Source organism: Burkholderia alba, from assembly GCF_034721475.1.
Lineage (GTDB): Bacteria > Pseudomonadota > Gammaproteobacteria > Burkholderiales > Burkholderiaceae > Burkholderia > Burkholderia alba.
Genome location: NZ_JAWJWL010000010.1, coordinates 189,322 through 207,750, shown reverse-complemented (window position 1 = coordinate 207,750; position 18,429 = coordinate 189,322). Strand labels below are relative to the sequence as shown.

15 protein-coding genes are annotated in these 18,429 nt (G+C 65.2%); 6 read left to right on the top strand and 9 right to left on the bottom strand.

Going from position 1 to position 18,429, the window contains the following annotated elements; genetic code table 11:
* Positions 1 to 60: 60 nt before the first annotated feature.
* From RZR99_RS14045 to RZR99_RS14035, 3 genes are read right to left on the bottom strand one after another with little or no spacing between them, the layout of a single operon-like run.
* Complete coding sequence (locus RZR99_RS14045) at positions 61 to 2,187, bottom strand: phosphocholine-specific phospholipase C (RefSeq protein ID WP_323120378.1); 2,127 nt, start codon at positions 2,185 to 2,187, stop codon at positions 61 to 63.
* Positions 2,188 to 2,239: 52 nt separating this feature from the next.
* Positions 2,240 to 2,467, bottom strand: a complete 228-nt coding sequence (locus RZR99_RS14040) for a hypothetical protein (protein WP_323120377.1) — start codon at positions 2,465 to 2,467, stop codon at positions 2,240 to 2,242.
* A 38-nt stretch (positions 2,468 to 2,505) separates the two neighbouring features.
* Positions 2,506 to 4,518 carry a LamG-like jellyroll fold domain-containing protein gene (locus RZR99_RS14035; RefSeq protein ID WP_323120376.1) on the bottom strand — a complete coding sequence of 671 codons (2,013 nt, stop codon included), beginning with the start codon at positions 4,516 to 4,518 and terminating at the stop codon, positions 2,506 to 2,508.
* A gap of 264 nt (positions 4,519 to 4,782) precedes the next feature.
* Between RZR99_RS14035 and pepE the strand changes: the two genes are divergently transcribed.
* Positions 4,783 to 5,538 carry a dipeptidase PepE gene (gene pepE, locus RZR99_RS14030; RefSeq protein ID WP_323120375.1) on the top strand — a complete coding sequence of 252 codons (756 nt, stop codon included), beginning with the start codon at positions 4,783 to 4,785 and terminating at the stop codon, positions 5,536 to 5,538.
* 56 nt (positions 5,539 to 5,594) lie between these two features.
* On the opposite strand, the gene RZR99_RS14025 is transcribed toward pepE, so the two are convergent.
* Positions 5,595 to 5,777, bottom strand: a complete 183-nt coding sequence (locus tag RZR99_RS14025; protein ID WP_323120374.1) for a hypothetical protein — start codon at positions 5,775 to 5,777, stop codon at positions 5,595 to 5,597.
* Positions 5,778 to 6,215: 438 nt separating this feature from the next.
* Between RZR99_RS14025 and RZR99_RS14020 the strand changes: the two genes are divergently transcribed.
* Positions 6,216 to 6,506, top strand: coding sequence for a DUF4148 domain-containing protein (locus RZR99_RS14020; RefSeq protein ID WP_323120373.1), 291 nt, complete (start codon positions 6,216 to 6,218; stop codon positions 6,504 to 6,506).
* 99 nt (positions 6,507 to 6,605) lie between these two features.
* Here the strand turns inward: RZR99_RS14020 and RZR99_RS14015 are convergent, their stop codons facing one another.
* Positions 6,606 to 6,953 (bottom strand): hypothetical protein, encoded by a 348-nt coding sequence (locus RZR99_RS14015; protein ID WP_323120372.1) that lies wholly within the window; start codon positions 6,951 to 6,953, stop codon positions 6,606 to 6,608.
* 980 nt (positions 6,954 to 7,933) lie between these two features.
* Here RZR99_RS14015 and RZR99_RS14010 point away from each other — a divergent pair.
* Positions 7,934 to 8,083 carry a hypothetical protein gene (locus RZR99_RS14010; protein WP_323120371.1) on the top strand — a complete coding sequence of 50 codons (150 nt, stop codon included), beginning with the start codon at positions 7,934 to 7,936 and terminating at the stop codon, positions 8,081 to 8,083.
* An 83-nt stretch (positions 8,084 to 8,166) separates the two neighbouring features.
* On the opposite strand, the gene RZR99_RS14005 is transcribed toward RZR99_RS14010, so the two are convergent.
* Entirely contained in the window at positions 8,167 to 8,775 is a 609-nt protein-coding gene (locus tag RZR99_RS14005; RefSeq protein WP_323120370.1) for a pyridoxamine 5'-phosphate oxidase family protein, read from the bottom strand.
* A gap of 1,213 nt (positions 8,776 to 9,988) precedes the next feature.
* Between RZR99_RS14005 and RZR99_RS14000 the strand changes: the two genes are divergently transcribed.
* Positions 9,989 to 12,799, top strand: a complete 2,811-nt coding sequence (locus RZR99_RS14000) for a TonB-dependent receptor domain-containing protein (RefSeq protein WP_323120369.1) — start codon at positions 9,989 to 9,991, stop codon at positions 12,797 to 12,799.
* 440 nt (positions 12,800 to 13,239) lie between these two features.
* Here the strand turns inward: RZR99_RS14000 and RZR99_RS13995 are convergent, their stop codons facing one another.
* Together RZR99_RS13995 and RZR99_RS13990 are read right to left on the bottom strand one after the other, a co-directional pair.
* The gene (locus RZR99_RS13995) at positions 13,240 to 15,033 is read right to left on the bottom strand and encodes a chloride channel protein (RefSeq protein WP_323120368.1); all 1,794 of its coding nucleotides are present in this window, start codon (positions 15,031 to 15,033) and stop codon (positions 13,240 to 13,242) included.
* Positions 15,034 to 15,049: 16 nt separating this feature from the next.
* Positions 15,050 to 15,469, bottom strand: a complete 420-nt coding sequence (locus RZR99_RS13990; protein ID WP_323120413.1) for a MarR family winged helix-turn-helix transcriptional regulator — start codon at positions 15,467 to 15,469, stop codon at positions 15,050 to 15,052.
* Positions 15,470 to 15,569: 100 nt separating this feature from the next.
* On the opposite strand from RZR99_RS13990, the gene RZR99_RS33330 reads away from it, so the two are divergent.
* Complete coding sequence (locus tag RZR99_RS33330) at positions 15,570 to 15,842, top strand: Rid family hydrolase (protein ID WP_407655444.1); 273 nt, start codon at positions 15,570 to 15,572, stop codon at positions 15,840 to 15,842.
* Between the two features lie 97 nt (positions 15,843 to 15,939).
* Here the strand turns inward: RZR99_RS33330 and RZR99_RS13985 are convergent, their stop codons facing one another.
* Positions 15,940 to 17,070 (bottom strand): HPP family protein, encoded by a 1,131-nt coding sequence (locus tag RZR99_RS13985; protein ID WP_323120412.1) that lies wholly within the window; start codon positions 17,068 to 17,070, stop codon positions 15,940 to 15,942.
* 346 nt (positions 17,071 to 17,416) lie between these two features.
* On the opposite strand from RZR99_RS13985, the gene RZR99_RS13980 reads away from it, so the two are divergent.
* Complete coding sequence (locus tag RZR99_RS13980; RefSeq protein WP_323120367.1) at positions 17,417 to 18,391, top strand: LysR family transcriptional regulator; 975 nt, start codon at positions 17,417 to 17,419, stop codon at positions 18,389 to 18,391.
* Positions 18,392 to 18,429 lie beyond the last annotated feature (38 nt).

The window sequence follows — 18,429 nt, the reverse complement described above, 5'->3', positions numbered from 1 at the left end:
ACGCGCGGCGGCCGTCCCACGGAACGGCCGCCGCGCGTCGTTGCGGCGTCGCCGGGCCGCCTAGACGCCCATCGCGGGATCGGACCGGCCGTCCTTGCCGGTCTCCATGCGGCCGGCGAAGCGGCGCGAGAAACCACCCTGCGGCACCGTGACGGTGAGGTCGTACCAGTTGTCCTGGCGGCCGATCGGCCAGTGCTGGTCGATCTGCTTGCCCGGCGGGATCTCGAAGGTCCACGGCCCGTCGTTGCGATACGCGTTCGGCTTCACGGAGAAAGTGCAGGCCGCCGCGCCCGGATTCATCATCGTCAGGTACAGGTCGGCGTTCGCGATGTCGTAGCAGACCCGGATCTCCGGCATGCTCGCGCCTGCCGCCGAGGTGGCCGACAGGCTGCCCTGGAACGCGCGATGGAAGCCGTTCGGGCCGAGTACCCACAGGTCGTACTTGCCCTGGTCGGTCGCGAACGCATCCCAGCGGTCGCTCAGTTCCTTGCCTGCCTCGAGCGCGTAGCGGCGCGGCACCCGGTCCAGATGCAGGCGGTCGTACACGTGGAACACGGCCGCCGCCTGGCCGGTGTTGCGGAAAATCAGCCACATCGTCTTGCCGACCGTATCCTCGCGGCCGCTGACGTGCAATTCGTACGGCAACGCGCGTGACGGGCGCGATTGCGCTTTCTGGGCCGGCACGCGCTGCGCGGCCGTGGACGGCACGGGCACCTGGAGGCGTTTCTCCTGGCTTGCGCGGATCGAATCGGCGGTTTTCAGGTCGCGGTTCGGCAACGGCGCGGCCGCGCCGTTCGGATTCACGAAATCGAACGCGGACGTGAGGTCGCCGCAGACCGCGCGGCGATAGGCGCTGATGTTCGGCTCGGCCACGTCGAAGCGCTTTTCGAGAAAGCGCAGCACCGACGTATGGTCGAACACCTGCGAGTTGACCCAGCCGCCGCGGCTCCACGGCGACACGACGTACATCGGCACGCGCGGGCCGGGGCCATACGGGTGCTTGTCGGTGTGATACTCGCCCGCGGTGTCGACCGTCGACTTGCCGGCGAGGGTGTCGCCGTCGTACGCGGGGGCGCATGGCGGCGGCACGTGATCGAAGAAGCCGTCGTTCTCGTCGAAATTGACGATCAGCACGGTCTTGCTCCAGATCGCGGGATTCGCGGTCAGCGCGTTCAGCACTTCCTGCGTGTACCACGCCCCCTGCACGGGGCTCGACGGCCCCGGGTGCTCGGAATAGGTGGCGGGCGCGACGATCCACGACACCTGCGGCAGCGTGCCTGCCGCGATGTCGTCCTTCAGCGACTGCAGGAACCCTCTGTCCGGCATGGTGTTGGCGACGCCCTTGAGCAGCGGGCTGACGGTTTCGTCGTTCGGCGTGTACGGCGGGAACGGCGAGCCGTCGGGCTGATTGCCGCGCTTGCGGTTGGCATCGCGATACGCCTGGAAGCCGGCGAGCGGATTGTCCGTGAAGTTGTCCGGCAGGTTCTGGTAGACCTTCCAGCTGATCCCTTTCGCCTGCAACCGTTCCGGATAGGTGGTCCACGTGTAGTTCGCCTTGCCGTCCAGCGATTCGCCGATGTTGTCGATCGACGGTCCGCCGCGCGCGCCGCTCGGATCGTTGGTGCCGGTCCAGTGGAACAGGCGGTTGGTGTTGGTGCCGCCATGGAACGAACAGTGATAGGCGTCGCAGATCGTGAAGGCGTTCGCGAGCGCGAACTGGAAATCCAGCTCCTGGGCGGTGTAGTAGCCCATCGATTGCGGCTGCTTGTAGGTCGGCCACCGATTCATCCGGCCGAGATCCCACGCATTCTGAGCGTCGGGATAGCTGTGCGGCGTGCCGCTCACGCGCTGCGCGTTGCCGGCGCTGCTGTCCAGGTGGTAAGGCAGCACGATGCGGCTTGCGCTCTTGTCCGTATACGTTTGCTGCCAGACGTTCAGGCCGCCCGCGAGCGGGATCGGAAAGCGGTCGCTGAAGCCGCGCACGCCGTTCAACGTGCCGAAGTAGTTGTCGAACGAGCGGTTCTCCTGCATCAGAATTACCACGTACTCGACGTCGCGCAGGGTGCCTGTCGCGTTGTTCGCCGGAATCGCGAGCGCGCGGCGGATCGACGCGGGAAAGGCGGCAAGTGCGGCCGAGGCAGCGGCGCCGGTGCCCGCCAGCTTGAGGAAGTTGCGTCTGCTGTTCATGTCGGGATCTGGATTCGGTTCAAGGCGTATCGGTCGGGAAGGCGTGCGCGGCTCACGGCGCGCAGCGCAGGCTCGGCGTGGTCGCGGGCGGCTGGCCGGGTTCGCCCGGCTTCGCGGATGGGTCGTCCGAACCGACGGGCGGCGTGGCGGGCTTGCCCGAACCGGCGGATGGCGCGGAATCGTCGCCGCCGCAGGCGGCCAGCGCCGCGCAGACGAGCGCGGCGGCGAGCCAGCGCGGACGGGGCGACGCGGGCGGGGCGAGAAGGGACGGGGACTTCATCGGACGAGGCCTTCCTGGGCGTGCAGGGGTGACGGGGTTCATGGGTTCAGCGACGACAGCGGTTGCCGCGAGGCGTTGATCGACGTCAGTTCGGCGAGCGACAGGCGGCGGGTCCACATCGCCAGGTCGTTCAGTTCCATCGCGCCGCGCAGCGCGTCGGGGTTGTTGCCGTAGTAGTTGTGGGTTGCATCGTCGTTGATGCCCCAGACCCTGGTGCCGAGTCCGGCGAGCTTCGTCACGTCGGTGCTGGCGATCGCCCGGTTCTCGGTTTTCTGCACGCCGAGCACCGGATCGAGGATGTAGGCGCTGAAGAGCTTGGCTTGCGTGTCGACGGAGAGCGCGAGATAGACCCACTGGTTCGGGCTGAACTTCATCCCGTTGATGTCGTCGCGCCGGCCGCCGCTGCCGAGGTTGAAGCGCACTTCGCAACTGCCGAACAGGCCGATCGCGATACCGGCGTTCGCGCCGGATGTGTAGTTCTTGTTCGACAGGATGGGCTCGCCGGTACCGTTGCCTTGCGTGCAGTCGGAGCGGAACCAGAAGCCGAGGGTGAACTGCGGGCTTTGCGCGATGTCCTGGCCGGTTTGCGTGAGCTGATAGGAATCGATCCGCGAATCGACCTTGAGTGCTCGGCCGGCGAAATTGTCGTCGCTCGCGCTGCCGCCGTCGGGCGAGACGGACCAGGGGCCGAGCGTCGATTGGCCTTTCGCGTCCTGCGGCGGCAGCGCGTCGACACTGTAGTAGAGCGCGAGACCGTCGCGCAGCGTGGTCGCGAGCGCAATGGGCGCGACGTAGTCGATCTGCGCCTGGTAGGACAGCGGCACGCCGTTGCGCATCAGCAAGTAATCGAAGCTTTGCGGGCCGTTCGCAACGCCGAAGTTGCCGTCGATATAGCGGGTCGCGCCGGGTTCGAGTGTCGCGAGCGGTTTGCCGTCGCGCCACAGCGTGATCGGCGCGCTCGACGGCGTCGGGTTGGTCCAGTTCAATTCGAGCGTGTCGCGATAGCGGCTGACGGTGCTGCCGATGCCGCGCGCGCCGATCGCGTCGCCGATCAACGGCGCGCCGGCGAAGCGGGTGCTCGCCGGATCCGGTGCGAGTCCGGCATACGCGAGCACGGTCGGCGCGACGTCGGCCTCGCTCGGCAGCGCGCTCAGCGCGGCTTCGGTGACGGGAACCGGCGCGGCGAGCGGCGCGAGCGCGTTGGTCGGCGTGTTGAGTGCGATGAACGCGGTGCGGTTCTCGATGGATGCAATCGGCGTGGCCGAGCCGGTCGCATCCAGCCCGTGGCCGGTCGTGACCAGCACGAGCCACGATTCGCGAGGGTTGGACGCGCGGCGCGCGGCGATGCCGCCGAGCAGCGTGCCGAGCGCGGCGTCGATGCGCTTCAGCGCGGCCGCATAGCCGCCGTTGCGAAAACCTTCGGCCGCGGCCGCCGTGCCGGGCGACGCATACTGCGCGAACACCAGGTCGTAGCCGGAGCCGATCAGCTTCGCGGCATTCTGCGTCACGCAATCCTCGGCCATCGCGCAGTCGATCTGCGTGTCCAAGTTGCCGCGTCGCAGTTCGGGTTTGAGCATGGCCGCGAGCACCGCCGTGCTCGTGACCGCGCCCAGCTGGCGCGTGCCGCCGCCGGCGCGCATCGCCTGGAACAGGCTCGGGGCCTTCAGTGCGCCGGCCGAGCCGTCGTCCGTCACGCCATGGCGATTCCGCCAGGCGCCCGTCAGCACCGTCGCCCAGCTCGGTGCATCGACGGGCGCCTGTTCGGTCGACGTGCCCGTTGCGCCGCCCGTGGCGCTCGGCATGATCGAGAGCGTCGCGAGGTTCGGCAGCGCGCGCTGCAGCAGGGCGGTCTGGAGCTGCGTGTAGGTGGCGCCGTCGACGCCGACGAGCAGCACCTTCGCGCGGGGCGGCGTGGGATCGGCGGGGTTGCCGGGGTTGGCCGGGTTGGCCGGCTTCGCGACGGGAGCGGAGTCGGGCCCGCCGTTGCATGCCGCGGCAAGCGCGGTCAAAGCGATGCAGCCGGCGTGCCGTATGCGTCGTATCCAAGCCATTGTCATCCACCCTGTTCGAATCGCGCGCCGGTCGATCGGTTGTCCCGTCCGGTTCAATGGATACGCAGAGTAAGCCTACAGAGCGTCATCGAAATGACAGGTGACAGAAAGAAATCGATAGGAGAGTTGGAATTCTTGCGAGTGGCGTCGGGTACGGCGCGTATTTCGTCACGACGGCAGGTGGGATGCGCTGGGATTCGGTGCGATGATTCGGGCGTTCCAGGGCCGGAGTCGCGCCGGCCCGCTTTTTCCCGGAGACTCTGGATGTCGCAACGCGTTCTGCTGATGAGCAGCTCCCGCACCGATTCGCTCGGATACCTCGAACACGCCGCCGAGCCCTTGCATGCCGTGCTACGGCGCGAACCGCGCCATGTGCTGTTCGTGCCGTATGCGGGCGTGTCGCTCGACTTCGACGCCTACGAATCGAAGGTGCGGGACGCGTTCTCCGCGTTCGGCTACCGGCTCGAATCGATCCATCGGCACGCGGATCCGCTCGCTGCGCTCGGCCGGGCGGAAGCGCTCGCGGTGGGCGGCGGCAACACGTTCGCGCTGCTCAAGCGCCTGTACGACGCAAGGCTGGTCGACGCGATCCGCGCCAAGGTTCGCGCCGGTACGCCGTACATCGGCTGGAGCGCAGGCAGCAACATCGCGTGTCCGACGATCCGGACCACCAACGACATGCCGATCGTCGCGCCGCCGACCTTGCGCGCGCTGGAACTGGTGCCGTTCCAGATCAATCCGCATTTCATTTCGGGAAAGCCGCCCGGCCATCACGGCGAGAGCCGCGAGGAGCGCCTCGCGGAATTTCTCGAGATCAACGCGCCGGAGCAGGTGCTCGCGCTACCGGAAGGATCGGCGCTGCTGAGCGACGGGGTACGCGGCACGGTGCTCGGCGCACGCGGCGCGCTGCGTTTCCAGCGCGCGGAAGCGCCGGTCGTGTTCGCGGAGCATCACACGTTCGAGCTGGCCAGCGTGATCGGACCGGCGCCCGGCCGGACCGATATGCCGCTCGTGCGGTAACGCATCGGGCTGCGCGGCCGCGATGCCCGAGCGGCGATGTCGCGCATGACATCCGCCTAGCTGAACCACCAGCTCAACGGTTGCGCGGCCGACAGCGCGACGGACAACGGAGAGTGCGGCCGCACGAAAACCGCGACGGCGAGCGCTGCCGCGCAACCCGCCAGCACGTACGCGCAGGATGCGAAGAGCGCGCGCGGCAGAACCGGCACGCTGAAGCGAAACATTGAAACCCAGGACATGATCGACCCCGTTCGGTGCGTTGCACCGCCGGTCCCCGCGCGTTCGAGCGGGCGCGGTGGTTCGGCGGTTCGATGAGCCGGGCGTGCAGAATGCGCATCCGCGGAACGGATGGCAGAGATGCGCGCTAGCCGGAGGGCGGGCTAGCGGCGTGGGGCGATCCCCGAAACGCTAGCTCGCGATGAAGGCGCCGGCGAATGCCGGTCGCGGGTCACTACCTGAGCATGCGTCCATGGGACGGCTCCTTGAATTGAGACAGCGCGGATTCTAGTCTCACGATTGTTCATCGCGCAAGCCGGCGATTGGCATCGATACAACGGTCGAGGCGGGCAGCGGATCATTGCAAATTTGTCATCGGGGGCTCATGGAGCCGTACCGTCGCCTCTCCAGAATGGACTCACTCGCACAACGAAGCGAGGAACCTACCAGGAGAGATTGCTATGAAAGCGGCAAAACTGATTGCGCTCGCAGCTTCGCTGACGGTATCGGCCGCGGTATTCGCAGAGCTGCCGCCGTCCACCCAAACCAGCCCGACGGGCGGCAAGACGCGCGAACAGGTGCGGGCCGAACTCGTCGATGCGCAGCATCACGGCGTGATCCCGGCGAAGAAGACCGACTATCCGCCGAGCGCCGATACGGTCAAGCAGAACCAGCGGACTCACGCGATCGCGAAGCACGGCGGACAGATCGTCAAGGAACCGACCGCACAGGAACTGAATGCGACGAAATGATGCGGACAGCGTCATCGTGTGCGCCAATGAAAAAGCCCCGCGATGCGGGGCTGGTCCGGCACGGCGGAATCGCACCGGATTCCGCCGTTGCTCGAGGCGTTACAGGCAGCCGTTGATGTCGCTGGTTGCCTCGCCGCCGGCGGCGCCGCCACCGGAACGGAAGCCGACCCAGGTCGCCGCGTTGCCCGAGCGGGCCGGGCGAACCAGCGCGGCTGCGCCGTTCGGCGGTTGCTGCCCCGGCACGTAGACGTCCTTCGCGAGATCGTTGGCCAGCACTTCCTGCGAGATGACCTGCTGCTGGGATTTGTCGGCCCAGGACTTCGCGATGCACGCGGCCACGTCCTTGGCGGGCTTCTGGCTTTGTCCCACGTTTTGAACGTCTGCGGGCGGTTGCGAAGCGCAGGCGGAAAGCGCCACAGTCAATGCGATGAGCGGTAAGTATTTCACGTTATCTCCCTCTGTTTGTGGTTCGTGAGTGGGATATCAAGGGGTACTGCGATAAGGTCTGATCGCGGAGGGCAAACGATGTTCCACCGATTCGGAAACAAGATGTTAAGCCGCTTGCCAAAGCGTTGAGACCTGTGCGCACTGATCGCTGGTCCGGCGACGTGGCGTGTTGGCGACCTCGCGATGCGAAACGGCGGGGTCGATTGATGCGATGGTGCGGTGCGGGATCGAAGGCGATCGTGCGGCGGCACGTATCGAGCAGGAGTTCAAGGCGTTCGGTCGACGAGCATCGGTAACCGTCAGCCTACGCCATGGAGATTCTGTGATCGCTTGGCGTAGGGTGCGTGCTGAACGGTGGCCCCGTCGCTGTCTGATTGCATCATGGCAAAGAATGGACGACATAACTGTTAAGCACGTTTAAATACGGCCGTCAGAGTGTTAGATAGTGTTTGACGGGGTGGTGCTTTCGTACTTAAACTGAAAGTATCTAGTTAAAGGGGCATTTGCCTTGGACAGTAGCAGTAGTCGATCCCCGAATAGTCTTTTCGCCTGACAGGCAGAACGCCCGCCTCACCGCCGCCGTTCTGCCAGCAGGCAAGACGGTGCGCGTCGCAGTTTCGTGATTTCTCACAGCTTCCGCACCTGATTCGTTACGTCGTCGACGCGTTCGCGCTCCAGCGCGCATGTGTCCGCGGAGTACGGTTTCGCACGCACCGCCGTCGCGAAACGGTTTTCGTTCGTGCCGCGCCGAAGGGCGGCCGGCACGCGGTCCGATTCATGCGTTTCCGACGCCATAAAGGAGTAGCCATGCCCGGCAGTGACAGTGACTCTTGCCCTTTACGCCGAACTTTTTTGACCTGCGCATAGCGGAAATCCGCGGCTCTACCCGTCACCCGTCCAGCCAGCCTGGCGTCGTGCCTCGTGTTCCCGCCGGTTTCCCGGTCGCGCGAAACACCATACCCGTTTCAGGGAGGCACACCATGCACTTCGCTCTTCTCGTTTCCGATCTGCCGCACGTCAGCGATTCGCGTGCTTACTATGACCCGATGCTGTCGCTCGACGGCGGCACCACCAAGCGCCGCAGTATATTCGGCGTTTGCCGCGACGCATTCCGGGCGCTCTTTCGCTGAGCCTGGTTCGCGCTGAAAAATCGAAGCCGCCGGCATGTACGTGCCGGCGGCTTTTTTCATTGCGCCCGCAGCGGGTATTGCGCTCAGTACAAGCGCGTGCGATTGCGTTCCGCGAGATCCCGCTCGTACTCCTGCGCATCGAACGGAACCGGCGCGAGCTTCTTGATGATGTCGCCCGTCGACGGCAGTTGCGCGCGCGGCACGTGCTTCGAACCATCCCACAGTTGCGAGCGCAGGAAAGCCTTTGCGCAGTGAAAATACACGGCGTCGATCGCGACCACGATCGCGCTCCGGGGCGGCTTGCCGTCGACCGCGAATGACGCCAGCAGATCGGGATCGACGGACAGCGTGGCGCGGCCGTTGATCCGCAGCGTTTCGCCGACGCCCGGGATCATGAACAGCACCCCGATGCGGCCGTCTTCGACGACGTTGCGCAGCGTATCGATCCGGTTGTTGCCGGGCCGATCGGGGATCGCGATCGTGCGGGCGTCGAGCACGCGGACGAAGCCGGGCTGGTCGCCGCGCGGCGAGCAATCGAGGCCGCCGGAGCCGGACGACGCCAGCACGATGAACGGCGACGCGGCAACGAATGCGAGGTAGTCGTCGCTCAGGTATGCGATCTCCTTCCAGCGGGAGCGATCGGTCGGCTGGCCGTAAAGCGCTTCGAGTTGTTCAAGCGTGGTGAGCAGCATGTCGCGGTCCTCGCGGCGATGATGGGGCGGGCAAGCGCCTATTATGCCGGTCGCCGGCGGTCTCGACCGACGGACACGGCTGCCGCGAGGCCGGCATGCTCGATGCCGGTCGCCGGATCGTTTCCTTGATGGAATGTCGATGCATGCCGAGTCACGCGAGGCCGGCAGCGAGCGTCCTGTCCAATGGCGCGGACTGTGCCCGAGGTTGCCGTGATCGACGCAGTCCGGAAATCGACGCGCTGAATGCAGCCGAGGCGGGGGCTTCGTTCGGGACGGCCATGTTGCCGCGTGCGCGCGAGAGGGACGATTCGCTTGCGCCGAAGTCGATCAGGCGCTCGACGGGATGTGGCAGCGATTTGAGGGGCGCATCAGGCGATTCGAAAGATATGGGCGGTCTGATCGGTAAGTGTTTCGAATGCACTCGTTTCAATTATGGAAAGTTAAATGAAAATAATGCTTCCAGCCAATCATCAGTCAATTGTCCGATCGCTTGTTAGCATAATGAAAAAATATAACTATTCGTTCACTTTGGCTCATCAAAAATAATTCGCTTATATCAAACAGATTTTGACCACGGGATTCTGTCTTGCTATGGTGCTGCCACTTGATGAATAGGTGCCAGGGCCACCGCGCCGATGAGGGCGAGGGTAGTTGCAGGGCATCGACGGTTCGAGAACCATGTTTGCCGAACCGATGGAAGTGACGATATATAAGCCGTTTTTGGAGTGGATCGAGCGCAGTGCGACGGTGCCACGCTCGAAGGTTTCCTCTACACAATCTCGGCGCTCGATGTCCGATGTGTCGATATCGACCAGGTGGTGGAGACCGTGTCGACGGTATTGAAGGGATTATTCCGGCGAAGAGAATCGAATTGGAGGCCGGATAAAATAATTCTGTAAGAAGTTCTAGGTGTTTATCCGGTGATTATACGATTGGAGCGCCAATCAACGGATTGAAGATGGAAATTCCAGCGGTGTGAAATGAGTCGGTAAGAAAGTCGACGTTCTTTGTCAGAAATTAGTACGGCTAAATAAATGTCCGGGCGATGAAGCAGCGGATTCGACGGTTGCGTCGCATCGACAGATTCCAGGCAGTGATGATGAAAGACGGCAATAACGGGATTGGCACGCGAGTGTCGGGATACGCACGACGGGGTTCAAAAGATTTCCGGGTGCGCAATGGTGGGGTCTTACTGACGAGTGAGAGGAGAAATATGAGACAAAGAGCATTGGCGTTGGCCATTAAACGGATCGTCTGGGCCGAACTGGCGTTGTCCGCCACGTTGGCCGTGCCGGTTTACGCGCAAAGCCAGCCGGCGCCGGGGGCGGCGGCAGTCGCGGAGACCGTGGCGAAAAGCCCGCCCGTGACGCTTGCGCAATCGGACGCGACACCCGCGCCGGCCTCTGGCGCGGCCGCTGCGGCACCCGCGGCAGCTTCGGGCGCGGCCGCTGCGGCGCCCGCGCAGACCACGCAAGGCAACGTCACGCAGATCAAGCGCTTCGAAGTGACCGGTTCGCTGATCCGCAGTGCCGACAAGGTCGGCTACAACCAGGTTCAGACCGTCACCGCCAAGGATATTCAGGATAGCGGCTACACGAACGTCGCCGACTTCATGCGCGGCGTGTCGGCCAACTCGGCGAGCAGCTGGAGCGAAGGCCAGACCAACGGCTTCGCGGCCGGCGGCGCGGGCATCGCGTTGCGCGGCTTGAGCGAGAAGTACACGCTGGTGATGGTGGACGGCCAGCGTGTCGCACCGTATGCGTTCGCGTCGAACGGAACGGACACGTTCTTCGATTTGAACACGCTGCCGCTCAATATTATCGACCGCATCGAAATCGTGAAGACGGGCGCGGTGTCGCAATACGGTTCCGACGCCATCGCGGGCGTGGTCAACATCATCACCAAGCACAACTTCCAGGGCCTGCAACTCGACGGCAGCTACGGCGGCGCGACGCAGGGCGGCCAGGGGACGACGAAGTTCAGCATCCTCGGCGGCTTCGGCGACCTCAATGCCGATCGCTTCAACGTGACGGCCGCCGCGAGCTACTACAAGGCGAACGGCTTCACGCTCGCCGATCGCGATACGACGAAGAATCAGGACTTCACGAACCAGGCGGGCGGGCTGTCGCTGCTGTCGCCTTCGTTCTGGCAGACCAACAGCGGCGCCACCGCGCAGGCGCTCAGCGGCGGCTGCCCGTTCGGCGGCTCGGTGCGGCCGGCCGCCAGCAACTACCTGACGGCCGGCGCGGGCATGGGCGGCACGATCTGCGGCGCCAACTCGGCCGAGTCGACGTCGATCGCGCCGTGGACCGAGCGCTTGAGCGCGAAGGTGCATGCCGATTTCAAGGTGAGCGACGCCATCACGGCATTCGGCGACCTGTGGGTCAGCTCGAACAATACCGACCAGAACAACGGCACGGTGACGGTCGGCAGCCCGTCGGCACCGACTCTGCTCCTCAATCCGGCGACGGGGCAGCTCAGCCAGTTCAACAGCCAGGTGCCCGTCAGCAATCCGTACAACACGACGGGCGCGGCGACACCGCTGGCGTATACCTTCCCGGCCGCCCAGTCCGACACGACGCGCTCGACCTTCTGGCGCTTCGCCACCGGTCTCAAGGGGTCGTTCACCACGCCGTCGTACGGCGATTGGGATTGGAGCGCGGCATACAGCCATTCGCAGAGCATCGTGACCAACACGTTCAACAACGTGTTGAACGCGAACGTGCTGAACAACATCTATCAGAACGGCACGCTCAACTTCGCGAACCCGTCTGCGACGCCGAATGCGCTCAACGGTCTCTACATGCAGACCGGCAACGAAGGCGTGTCGAAGCTCGACGCGATCGATGCGACGCTGTCGACGCCGAACCTGTTCAAGCTGCCCACGGGCGATGTCGGTTTCGGTCTCGGCGCGCAGTTCCTGCACGAGAGCGAATTCATCGGCCAAAGCTCGCCGTCGCTGGACGGGTCGGTCGCCAATCCGCTGACGCAGGCCGTGGCCGGTTCGCGCAATGTCGCGGCTGTGTATTATCAGTTCGACATTCCGATCATCCGGAACCTGACGTTCAGCCAATCCGGCCGCTATGACCACTACAGCGATTTCGGTGGTGCCTTCTCGCCGCGCTTCGCGTTGCGCTATCAGCCGATCAAGGAATTCACGATGTACGGTTCGTACAATCGCGGCTTCCGCGCGCCGACCTTCGTCGAGAACACGCCGTCGCAAAACATCGGCCTGCAGCAGTACGGCAACACGCTGATCAACACGCTGCAAACGGGTAACACGAGCCTTCAGCCCGAGCGGACGCGCAATATCAACATCGGTTTCGAGACGTCGCCGACCCGGACCACCGATTTCGGTTTCGACTTCTACAAGATCTTCATCGACAACGTGATCGGGCAGGCGAACCTGAACACGGTGGTGGCGGCGAACAATCCGTCGCAGGTCGTGCGCGATCCGGTCACGGGCCAGATCACGTATGTGGTCCTGCCGTACCAGAACCTCGGTACGCTTGAAACGGACGGGTTCGAAGGCACGTTCCGCCAATCGTTGCCGACCCAGATCGGGACGTTTACGCTGACGGCCGACTGGGCCTACGTCCATCACTTCAAGATCGGCTTCCCGGGCAGCCCGACGGTCGACTCGGCGGGCAACAACTTCGCGATCACGCAGCCGTTCGGCGCCAGCTTCCCGCGCTGGAAGGGCAACACCGAGCTGAACTGGGCGTATCACAAGTGGAACGCGACGCTGACCTGGGAGTATACGGGGCCGTACTCGCAAGCGCTGGCGGTCTCCGCGCCGAGCCCGGCCGAGAACAGCGTGGCGTCGTACAGCCAGTTCAACTTCATGGTCAACTACACCGGCTTCAAGCACTGGACCCTGTACGGCGGCATCAACAACATCTTCAACCGCGCGCCTCCGTTCGACCCCGTCTGGCAGAACGCGCTCAGCCAGGGTGGCTACGACCAGTCGCTGTACATGTACTACGGCCGCTTCGTTCAGGTGGGCGCAACCTACAAGTTCTGATCGATCCAGGCGTCTTACAGGCATTCAACGGGCCGCTCCAATTCCCTTCACCCACCCTTGGGAGCGGCCTTTTTTTCACGACATCCGAGGGTGGTTGTCTGTCTTGTCATATCCCCGATCGGTCGAGACGCCTCATTGAGCGAGGCGGATATCGGTGCGAACGGCGGCCGGCGGTAAATCTCGCGAACGCCGATCGCGCGGCATGCGGATGCGGTGTCCTACGCGAATCCCGCGAAGTGTGCGGAGAACGCTCGAGCACGTCGCAGTCACCCGTCCGACCCGGTCGATCATCCGTAGAGATGGCGCTTCATCTGCCGGCGGTTTCATGCCCGCCAACGCGCGACGATTCGCTCGTCCATCTCCGAACAGATCACCGTCGATCGACCGGTCCGTTCCTCAGCGGTCGATCCGTGTACGCGCACGCATCGCGTGCCGATCCTTCAATCGGATTCGTGCGCGGACGCGAGACGACGCTTGGCGCGCGACAGACGCACGCGCCGGAATCGCTCGCGCTTGTGCTCCTCGTCGAAGTGCTGATGGGCGGGCTTCACGAGATCGCTGCGCGACACGATGCCCACGAGCCGTCTCGATGCGGCGTCGGCCACGACAGGCAGGCGCTCGAGCCCGTGTACCGCGAGCCGCGTGGCGACCAGCCGGCAGGTCTCGGTCGGCAGCGCGAATGCCGGTGCCCTATCGGGCAGCGCGTCGGCGATGCAGGCGTGCGGCGAGAGCGTCTCGCTCCGTCGTTCCAGCGTGTCGCGATCCAGCATGCCGAGCAGCGTGCCGTCGCGCACGACCGGATAGGCGCGGTGCGCCTGCGCGGCACCGAAAAACCGCCGGCGCGTGTCGCTCACGTTCAACGTCGCATCGATCGTCGAGACCGTGCGCGTCATGACTTCATCGACGTCATGACGTTCGAGCGGATCGATACCGTATTCGCGGTAGATGTGGTAGCCGCGTCGCGCGATTTTCTCGGTCATGATCGATCGTTTCATCACGACGGTGGCGAACCCGTGCGCGACCAGGGTGGCGGCGAGCAGCGGCAGCAGCGCGTTGGCGTCGTGCGTGAGACCGAATGCGAAGACGATCGCGGTCAGCGGGGCGCCAAGCGTGGCGCCGAGAGTGGCGGCCATGCAGACGAGCGGCCACAACGCAGGCTCGCCGCCGGGCAGCACGGGGCCGAGCAGCGTGCCGAGTCCCGCGCCGAGCATCAGCAGTGGCGCCAAGACGCCGCCCGATGTGCCCGAGCCCAGCGCGACCACCCAGATCAGCGCCTTGACGATCAGGATCGCCAGTGCGATCTGCAGCGCGAGGTGCGAGTGCAGCAGATCGCCGATCACGTCGTAGCCCACGCCGAGCGCCCGCGGCTCGATCCAGCCGCCGATCCCGACCACGATCGCGCCCAACGCGGGCCACCACATCCAGTGGACCGGCAGCTTGCCGAACCAGTCTTCCGTCTTGTAGAGCGCCGCGGACAGGCCGCAGGCGAGTGCGCCGGACAGCAGACCCGCGATCAGGCACGAACCGAGCGCGAGCGCCGAGGGCGGGGCGGTCGTCACGGGGAACAGCGGGCCGGCGCCGAAGAACAGCATGCGCGCGAAACCGGCCACCGCGCAGGCCAGCGCGACCGGCAGGAAACTCCGCGGCCGCCATTCGAACAGCAGTAGTTCGACGGCAAGCAGCACGGCGGCGACCGGCGTGCCGAACACCGCCGTCATCCCGGCCGCCGCGCCGGCGACGAGCAGTGTCTTGCGCTCCGCCGCGGTGACTTTCACGCATTGCGCGATCAGCGAACCCAGCGCGCCACCCGTCATGATGATCGGCCCTTCCGCGCCGAACGGGCCGCCGCTCCCGATCACGATGCCGGACGACAACGGTTTCAGGATCGCAACCTTCGGCGACATCCGGCTCTTGCCGAACAGGATCGCCTCGATCGCTTCGGGGATGCCGTGACCGCGGATCTTGTCAGAGCCGTAGCGCGCGATCAGTCCGACGATCAGCCCGCCGACCACCGGTACGGCGATCACCCATGCACCGAGCATGTGGGTGGCGGGCGATCGATCGGCGAACGAGATCTGCTGGAAAAAGAACAGGTTGGTGAACAGGTGGATCAGGTTCAGCAGCACGAAGGCGGCGAGCGTGCTGAGCACGCCGATGCCGGCCGCGAGCAGGGCGATGCGGGGCAGACGGTCGTTGGCGGCGAAGTCGCGTTTGTGCGGGGCAGTGAAACTCATGGCGAATGACGAGCGGCTAGTAATCGATTTGAGGAACCTGAAATGCGCCGCGCAACGATTTCAATTCGGCGCGATGCAGCTCGGCGAGCCGGGCCAGCACTTTCTCCCCGGCTTTCTGAAGATGAACCTCCACCTGACGGCGGTCGGTGTCGCTCGTCCTGCGCTTCACGAGATCGAGCGCCTCGCAGCGCGAAACCAGCGCCACCACGCCGTGGTGCTGGGCCTGCAGCCGCTCGGCCAGTTCGCCGACCGTGGCCCAGTCGCGCGCCGGATAGCCCTTGATATGCAGGAGCAGCAGATACTGCAGCGGCGTGATGCCTTCGCTTTGCGCGGCGCGTTCGGAGAAGCGCTCGAACCGACGCATCTGGTAGCGAAACTCCGAGAGTTGCTCGAAATTCGCCTTGTGCAATTCGCGGGCGGGTGCATTGACGGCCATATCGCTATCCAATGAAAGCTGGAAGTCGTCAAATATATCATAAAGTGATGTATTTGACGGCAAGAAGACGCTGCCGCCGGACCTTGCGGTCGAGTTGCATATGGTGGGGTATGTCCGCAATGTAAGAGTGCAAACGCGAAGCGTTCTGGATCAGATCCGACGCACCCTCGACGAGAGAGGTTGTGCGGCAAGCGACATCGTCGCCGTGCAGGTCCTTTTTGTCGCTGATCCGGCAAACAACGGCGAACCGGGTTTCAACGGCTTTTCGCCGGTCCGTCTGGCGTCTTTCGATTCGATGGCCAAGCCGACTCCGCCTACCCGGACTCGAGCGCAGGTCGTCGGCTTGTCGAACCCGGCTGGCCGATTGCAGTGACGGCGGCGAAGGTATTCTGACTGCCGAATCCGACTTGCCGTATCCGCGGCGCGAGGCCGCTGGCTTTCGCGCAACCGCCGAGGAAGATCCGCAGCGCCTACGCGGCTTGCCGGCGCTGCGCCTGGCGGTACAGTCCCGAAATCAGATCGGCCTGAGTCACGATGCCCGCGAGGCGTTGTTCCGCGTCCACGATCGGGATGTGATGGTGACCGTGATCGGCGAACAACGGCACGAGCTCGGCGATCGGCGTGGCGATCTGCGCTGTCCGCACGGGGCGGCTCATGATGTCGCGAGCAGTGTGTCTCGATCGCTTTCGTCCGCCGGACGCACCGGACAGCGCACCGGCGACTCCGCGCGCGGCGGGCTCGGACAGATCGGCGCGCGTCACGATGCCGATCACGCGGCCATTCGCATCGGTCACCGGCAGTGCCTTGATCCGATGCCGGTTCAACAGCGCCAGCGCGGAAGCCGCAGAGGCATCGGCGTCGATATGGAGCGCCGGACGCGACATGATGTCGGCGCACGACAACTCGCTGAACGTCCGCGCGTACGCCTGCAGTTCGACGTCGCGCAGCAGCGCTTCCAGATCCTCCGGCGTGACGTCGATCCATTCGGTCCGGCGCTGCAGGACCGCCTGAAGGTCGGCTCGGGTGAAGCCGGCGCGCGTTGCCTCGGGACGGGGGGCCGCCGCGCCGTGCGGGTAGCGATGGCCGGTCAGCGCGTGATAGAGCAGCGCGGCGCCCAGCAGCACCGCCGACTGCACCGCGATCGGCTCGAGCACGAAGCGGAACCCGAGCACATGCACGGCGGGTCCGCCCACCACCGCGGTCAGGGCGACCGCGCCGGACGGCGGATGCACGCAACGCAACGCGAACATCGCGCCGATCGCGACGGCGATCGCGAGCGACGCCGCTACCACCGGATCGCCGATCCAGCGCGCGCAGGCAACCCCGACCACCGCCGCGACCAGATTGCCGCCGATGATCGACCAGGGCTGCGCGAGCGGGCTGGCGGGCACGGCGAACAGCAACACCGCGGAGGCGCCCATCGGCGCGACCAGCAGCGGCACGGCGCTCGGGATGCCGGGCATCACGCGCATAAGCACGCCGACGCACGCGATGCCGACGAGCGCGCCGACGCACGAGCGCAAGCGTTCGCGCCAGCCGAGCGTGACCGGCGTCGGCGCGAAACCGATCAGCCAGTGTTTGAGGCGATACGGGAAGAACATGGAGCGGGACAAGATCGGCGGTCGACAAGCGATGAAGCGCGGGCGAGCCGCGAAGATCGTGAATTATATGTCATTGTGATATAACGCGCCGACCTGGCTCTCTCGACGATGCCTGACGGAGCCCGACCGGCGCGCTGCCCGGCGGCGAGCGTTATCGGGCGCATCGGCGTACAATTGCGCCCATCCGATTTTTACAAATTGATGAATTGCCGCCCCCGATGCGCGTTTTCCGCCTTTTCCACGGCCACGGCATCCATTCGTCGGTCAGGTTCGCGCGCTCGTCGCGAACCGTCGACACCTCGGCGATCCTCATCCCCGCTTATTTCCCAAGCCCCAAGCCTATTCCATGGACATGCTCGAAAACATGCGCCTGTTCGTGCGCGTTGTCGAAGCCGGCAGTTTTACCGCGGTCGCGAAAGAGATCGACGCGACCACCGCGCAGGTATCGCGAGCCGTCTCCAATCTCGAAGCGCACGTGCAAACCCGTCTGCTGCACCGGACGACGCGGCACCTTGGCCTGACCGAAAGCGGCCAGCGCTACTTCGAGCGGGCCAAATCGATTCTCGCCGAGATCGATCATGCGAATGCCGAGGCGCGCAACGCGCTGCTGAGGCCGAGCGGGAAACTGCGCATTCACGCGATGACGGGGCTTGGACAAAGCCATGTAGTGTCGTCGATCGTGCGCTATCAGGAGGACAACCCCGACGTGTCGGTCGAGCTGACATTGGCGCAGCGGATGCCGAATCTGGTCGAGGAGGGCTACGACGTGTCGATCGTGTCGGCATCGCATCTGCCGGATTCGGGGTACGTCGCGCAGACCTGCGGGACCAGCTGCAGCGTGCTGGTCGCGTCACGCGAGTACCTGGTTCGCCACGGCACGCCGACCGCGCCCGAGGATCTGCCGGCGCATGTGTGCCTGCGTCTCGACACGCCGGCGTCGCCGGGCGGCGAATGGCGGCTGGAGCGCAGCGACGGCGAAGACACGTTGTATGAGCTGCCGAACGGGCCGTTCCAGGTAAACGTGCCGGATGCGCTGGCCGTCGCGGTGCGCGCGGGACGCGGGATCGGTTCGATCGCGTTGTACAGCGCGCTCGACGACATTCGCGCGGGCCGCTTGATCCGCGTGCTGCCCAACTACCGGCTGCACACGCTGAGCGTCTATGCGGTGTACGCGACGCGCCGCTATCTCGACGCGAAGATCCGGACCTTCCTCGATCATCTGCGCACGACCTTGACGCCCGCCCTCGAAAATGATCTGCGCGAGCTCGATCGCCTCACGCAGGCGCAGGCGCCGTCCGGCGCGGGACGCCGGCGCGCCTAGGCGTACGGGGCCGGCCCCCGCACGTCCAATCGGTCAAA

Coding starts and splice junctions, on each gene's coding strand:
- RZR99_RS14045 (WP_323120378.1), bottom strand. CDS start 2,187: ATGAACAGCAGACGCAACTTCCTCAAGCTGGCGGGCACCGGCGCCGCT.
- RZR99_RS14040 (WP_323120377.1), bottom strand. CDS start 2,467: ATGAAGTCCCCGTCCCTTCTCGCCCCGCCCGCGTCGCCCCGTCCGCGC.
- RZR99_RS14035 (WP_323120376.1), bottom strand. CDS start 4,518: ATGGCTTGGATACGACGCATACGGCACGCCGGCTGCATCGCTTTGACC.
- pepE (WP_323120375.1), top strand. CDS start 4,783: ATGTCGCAACGCGTTCTGCTGATGAGCAGCTCCCGCACCGATTCGCTC.
- RZR99_RS14025 (WP_323120374.1), bottom strand. CDS start 5,777: ATGTCCTGGGTTTCAATGTTTCGCTTCAGCGTGCCGGTTCTGCCGCGC.
- RZR99_RS14020 (WP_323120373.1), top strand. CDS start 6,216: ATGAAAGCGGCAAAACTGATTGCGCTCGCAGCTTCGCTGACGGTATCG.
- RZR99_RS14010 (WP_323120371.1), top strand. CDS start 7,934: ATGCACTTCGCTCTTCTCGTTTCCGATCTGCCGCACGTCAGCGATTCG.
- RZR99_RS14005 (WP_323120370.1), bottom strand. CDS start 8,775: ATGCTGCTCACCACGCTTGAACAACTCGAAGCGCTTTACGGCCAGCCG.
- RZR99_RS14000 (WP_323120369.1), top strand. CDS start 9,989: ATGAGACAAAGAGCATTGGCGTTGGCCATTAAACGGATCGTCTGGGCC.
- RZR99_RS13995 (WP_323120368.1), bottom strand. CDS start 15,033: ATGAGTTTCACTGCCCCGCACAAACGCGACTTCGCCGCCAACGACCGT.
- RZR99_RS13990 (WP_323120413.1), bottom strand. CDS start 15,469: ATGGCCGTCAATGCACCCGCCCGCGAATTGCACAAGGCGAATTTCGAG.
- RZR99_RS33330 (WP_407655444.1), top strand. CDS start 15,570: ATGGTGGGGTATGTCCGCAATGTAAGAGTGCAAACGCGAAGCGTTCTG.
- RZR99_RS13985 (WP_323120412.1), bottom strand. CDS start 17,070: ATGTTCTTCCCGTATCGCCTCAAACACTGGCTGATCGGTTTCGCGCCG.
- RZR99_RS13980 (WP_323120367.1), top strand. CDS start 17,417: ATGGACATGCTCGAAAACATGCGCCTGTTCGTGCGCGTTGTCGAAGCC.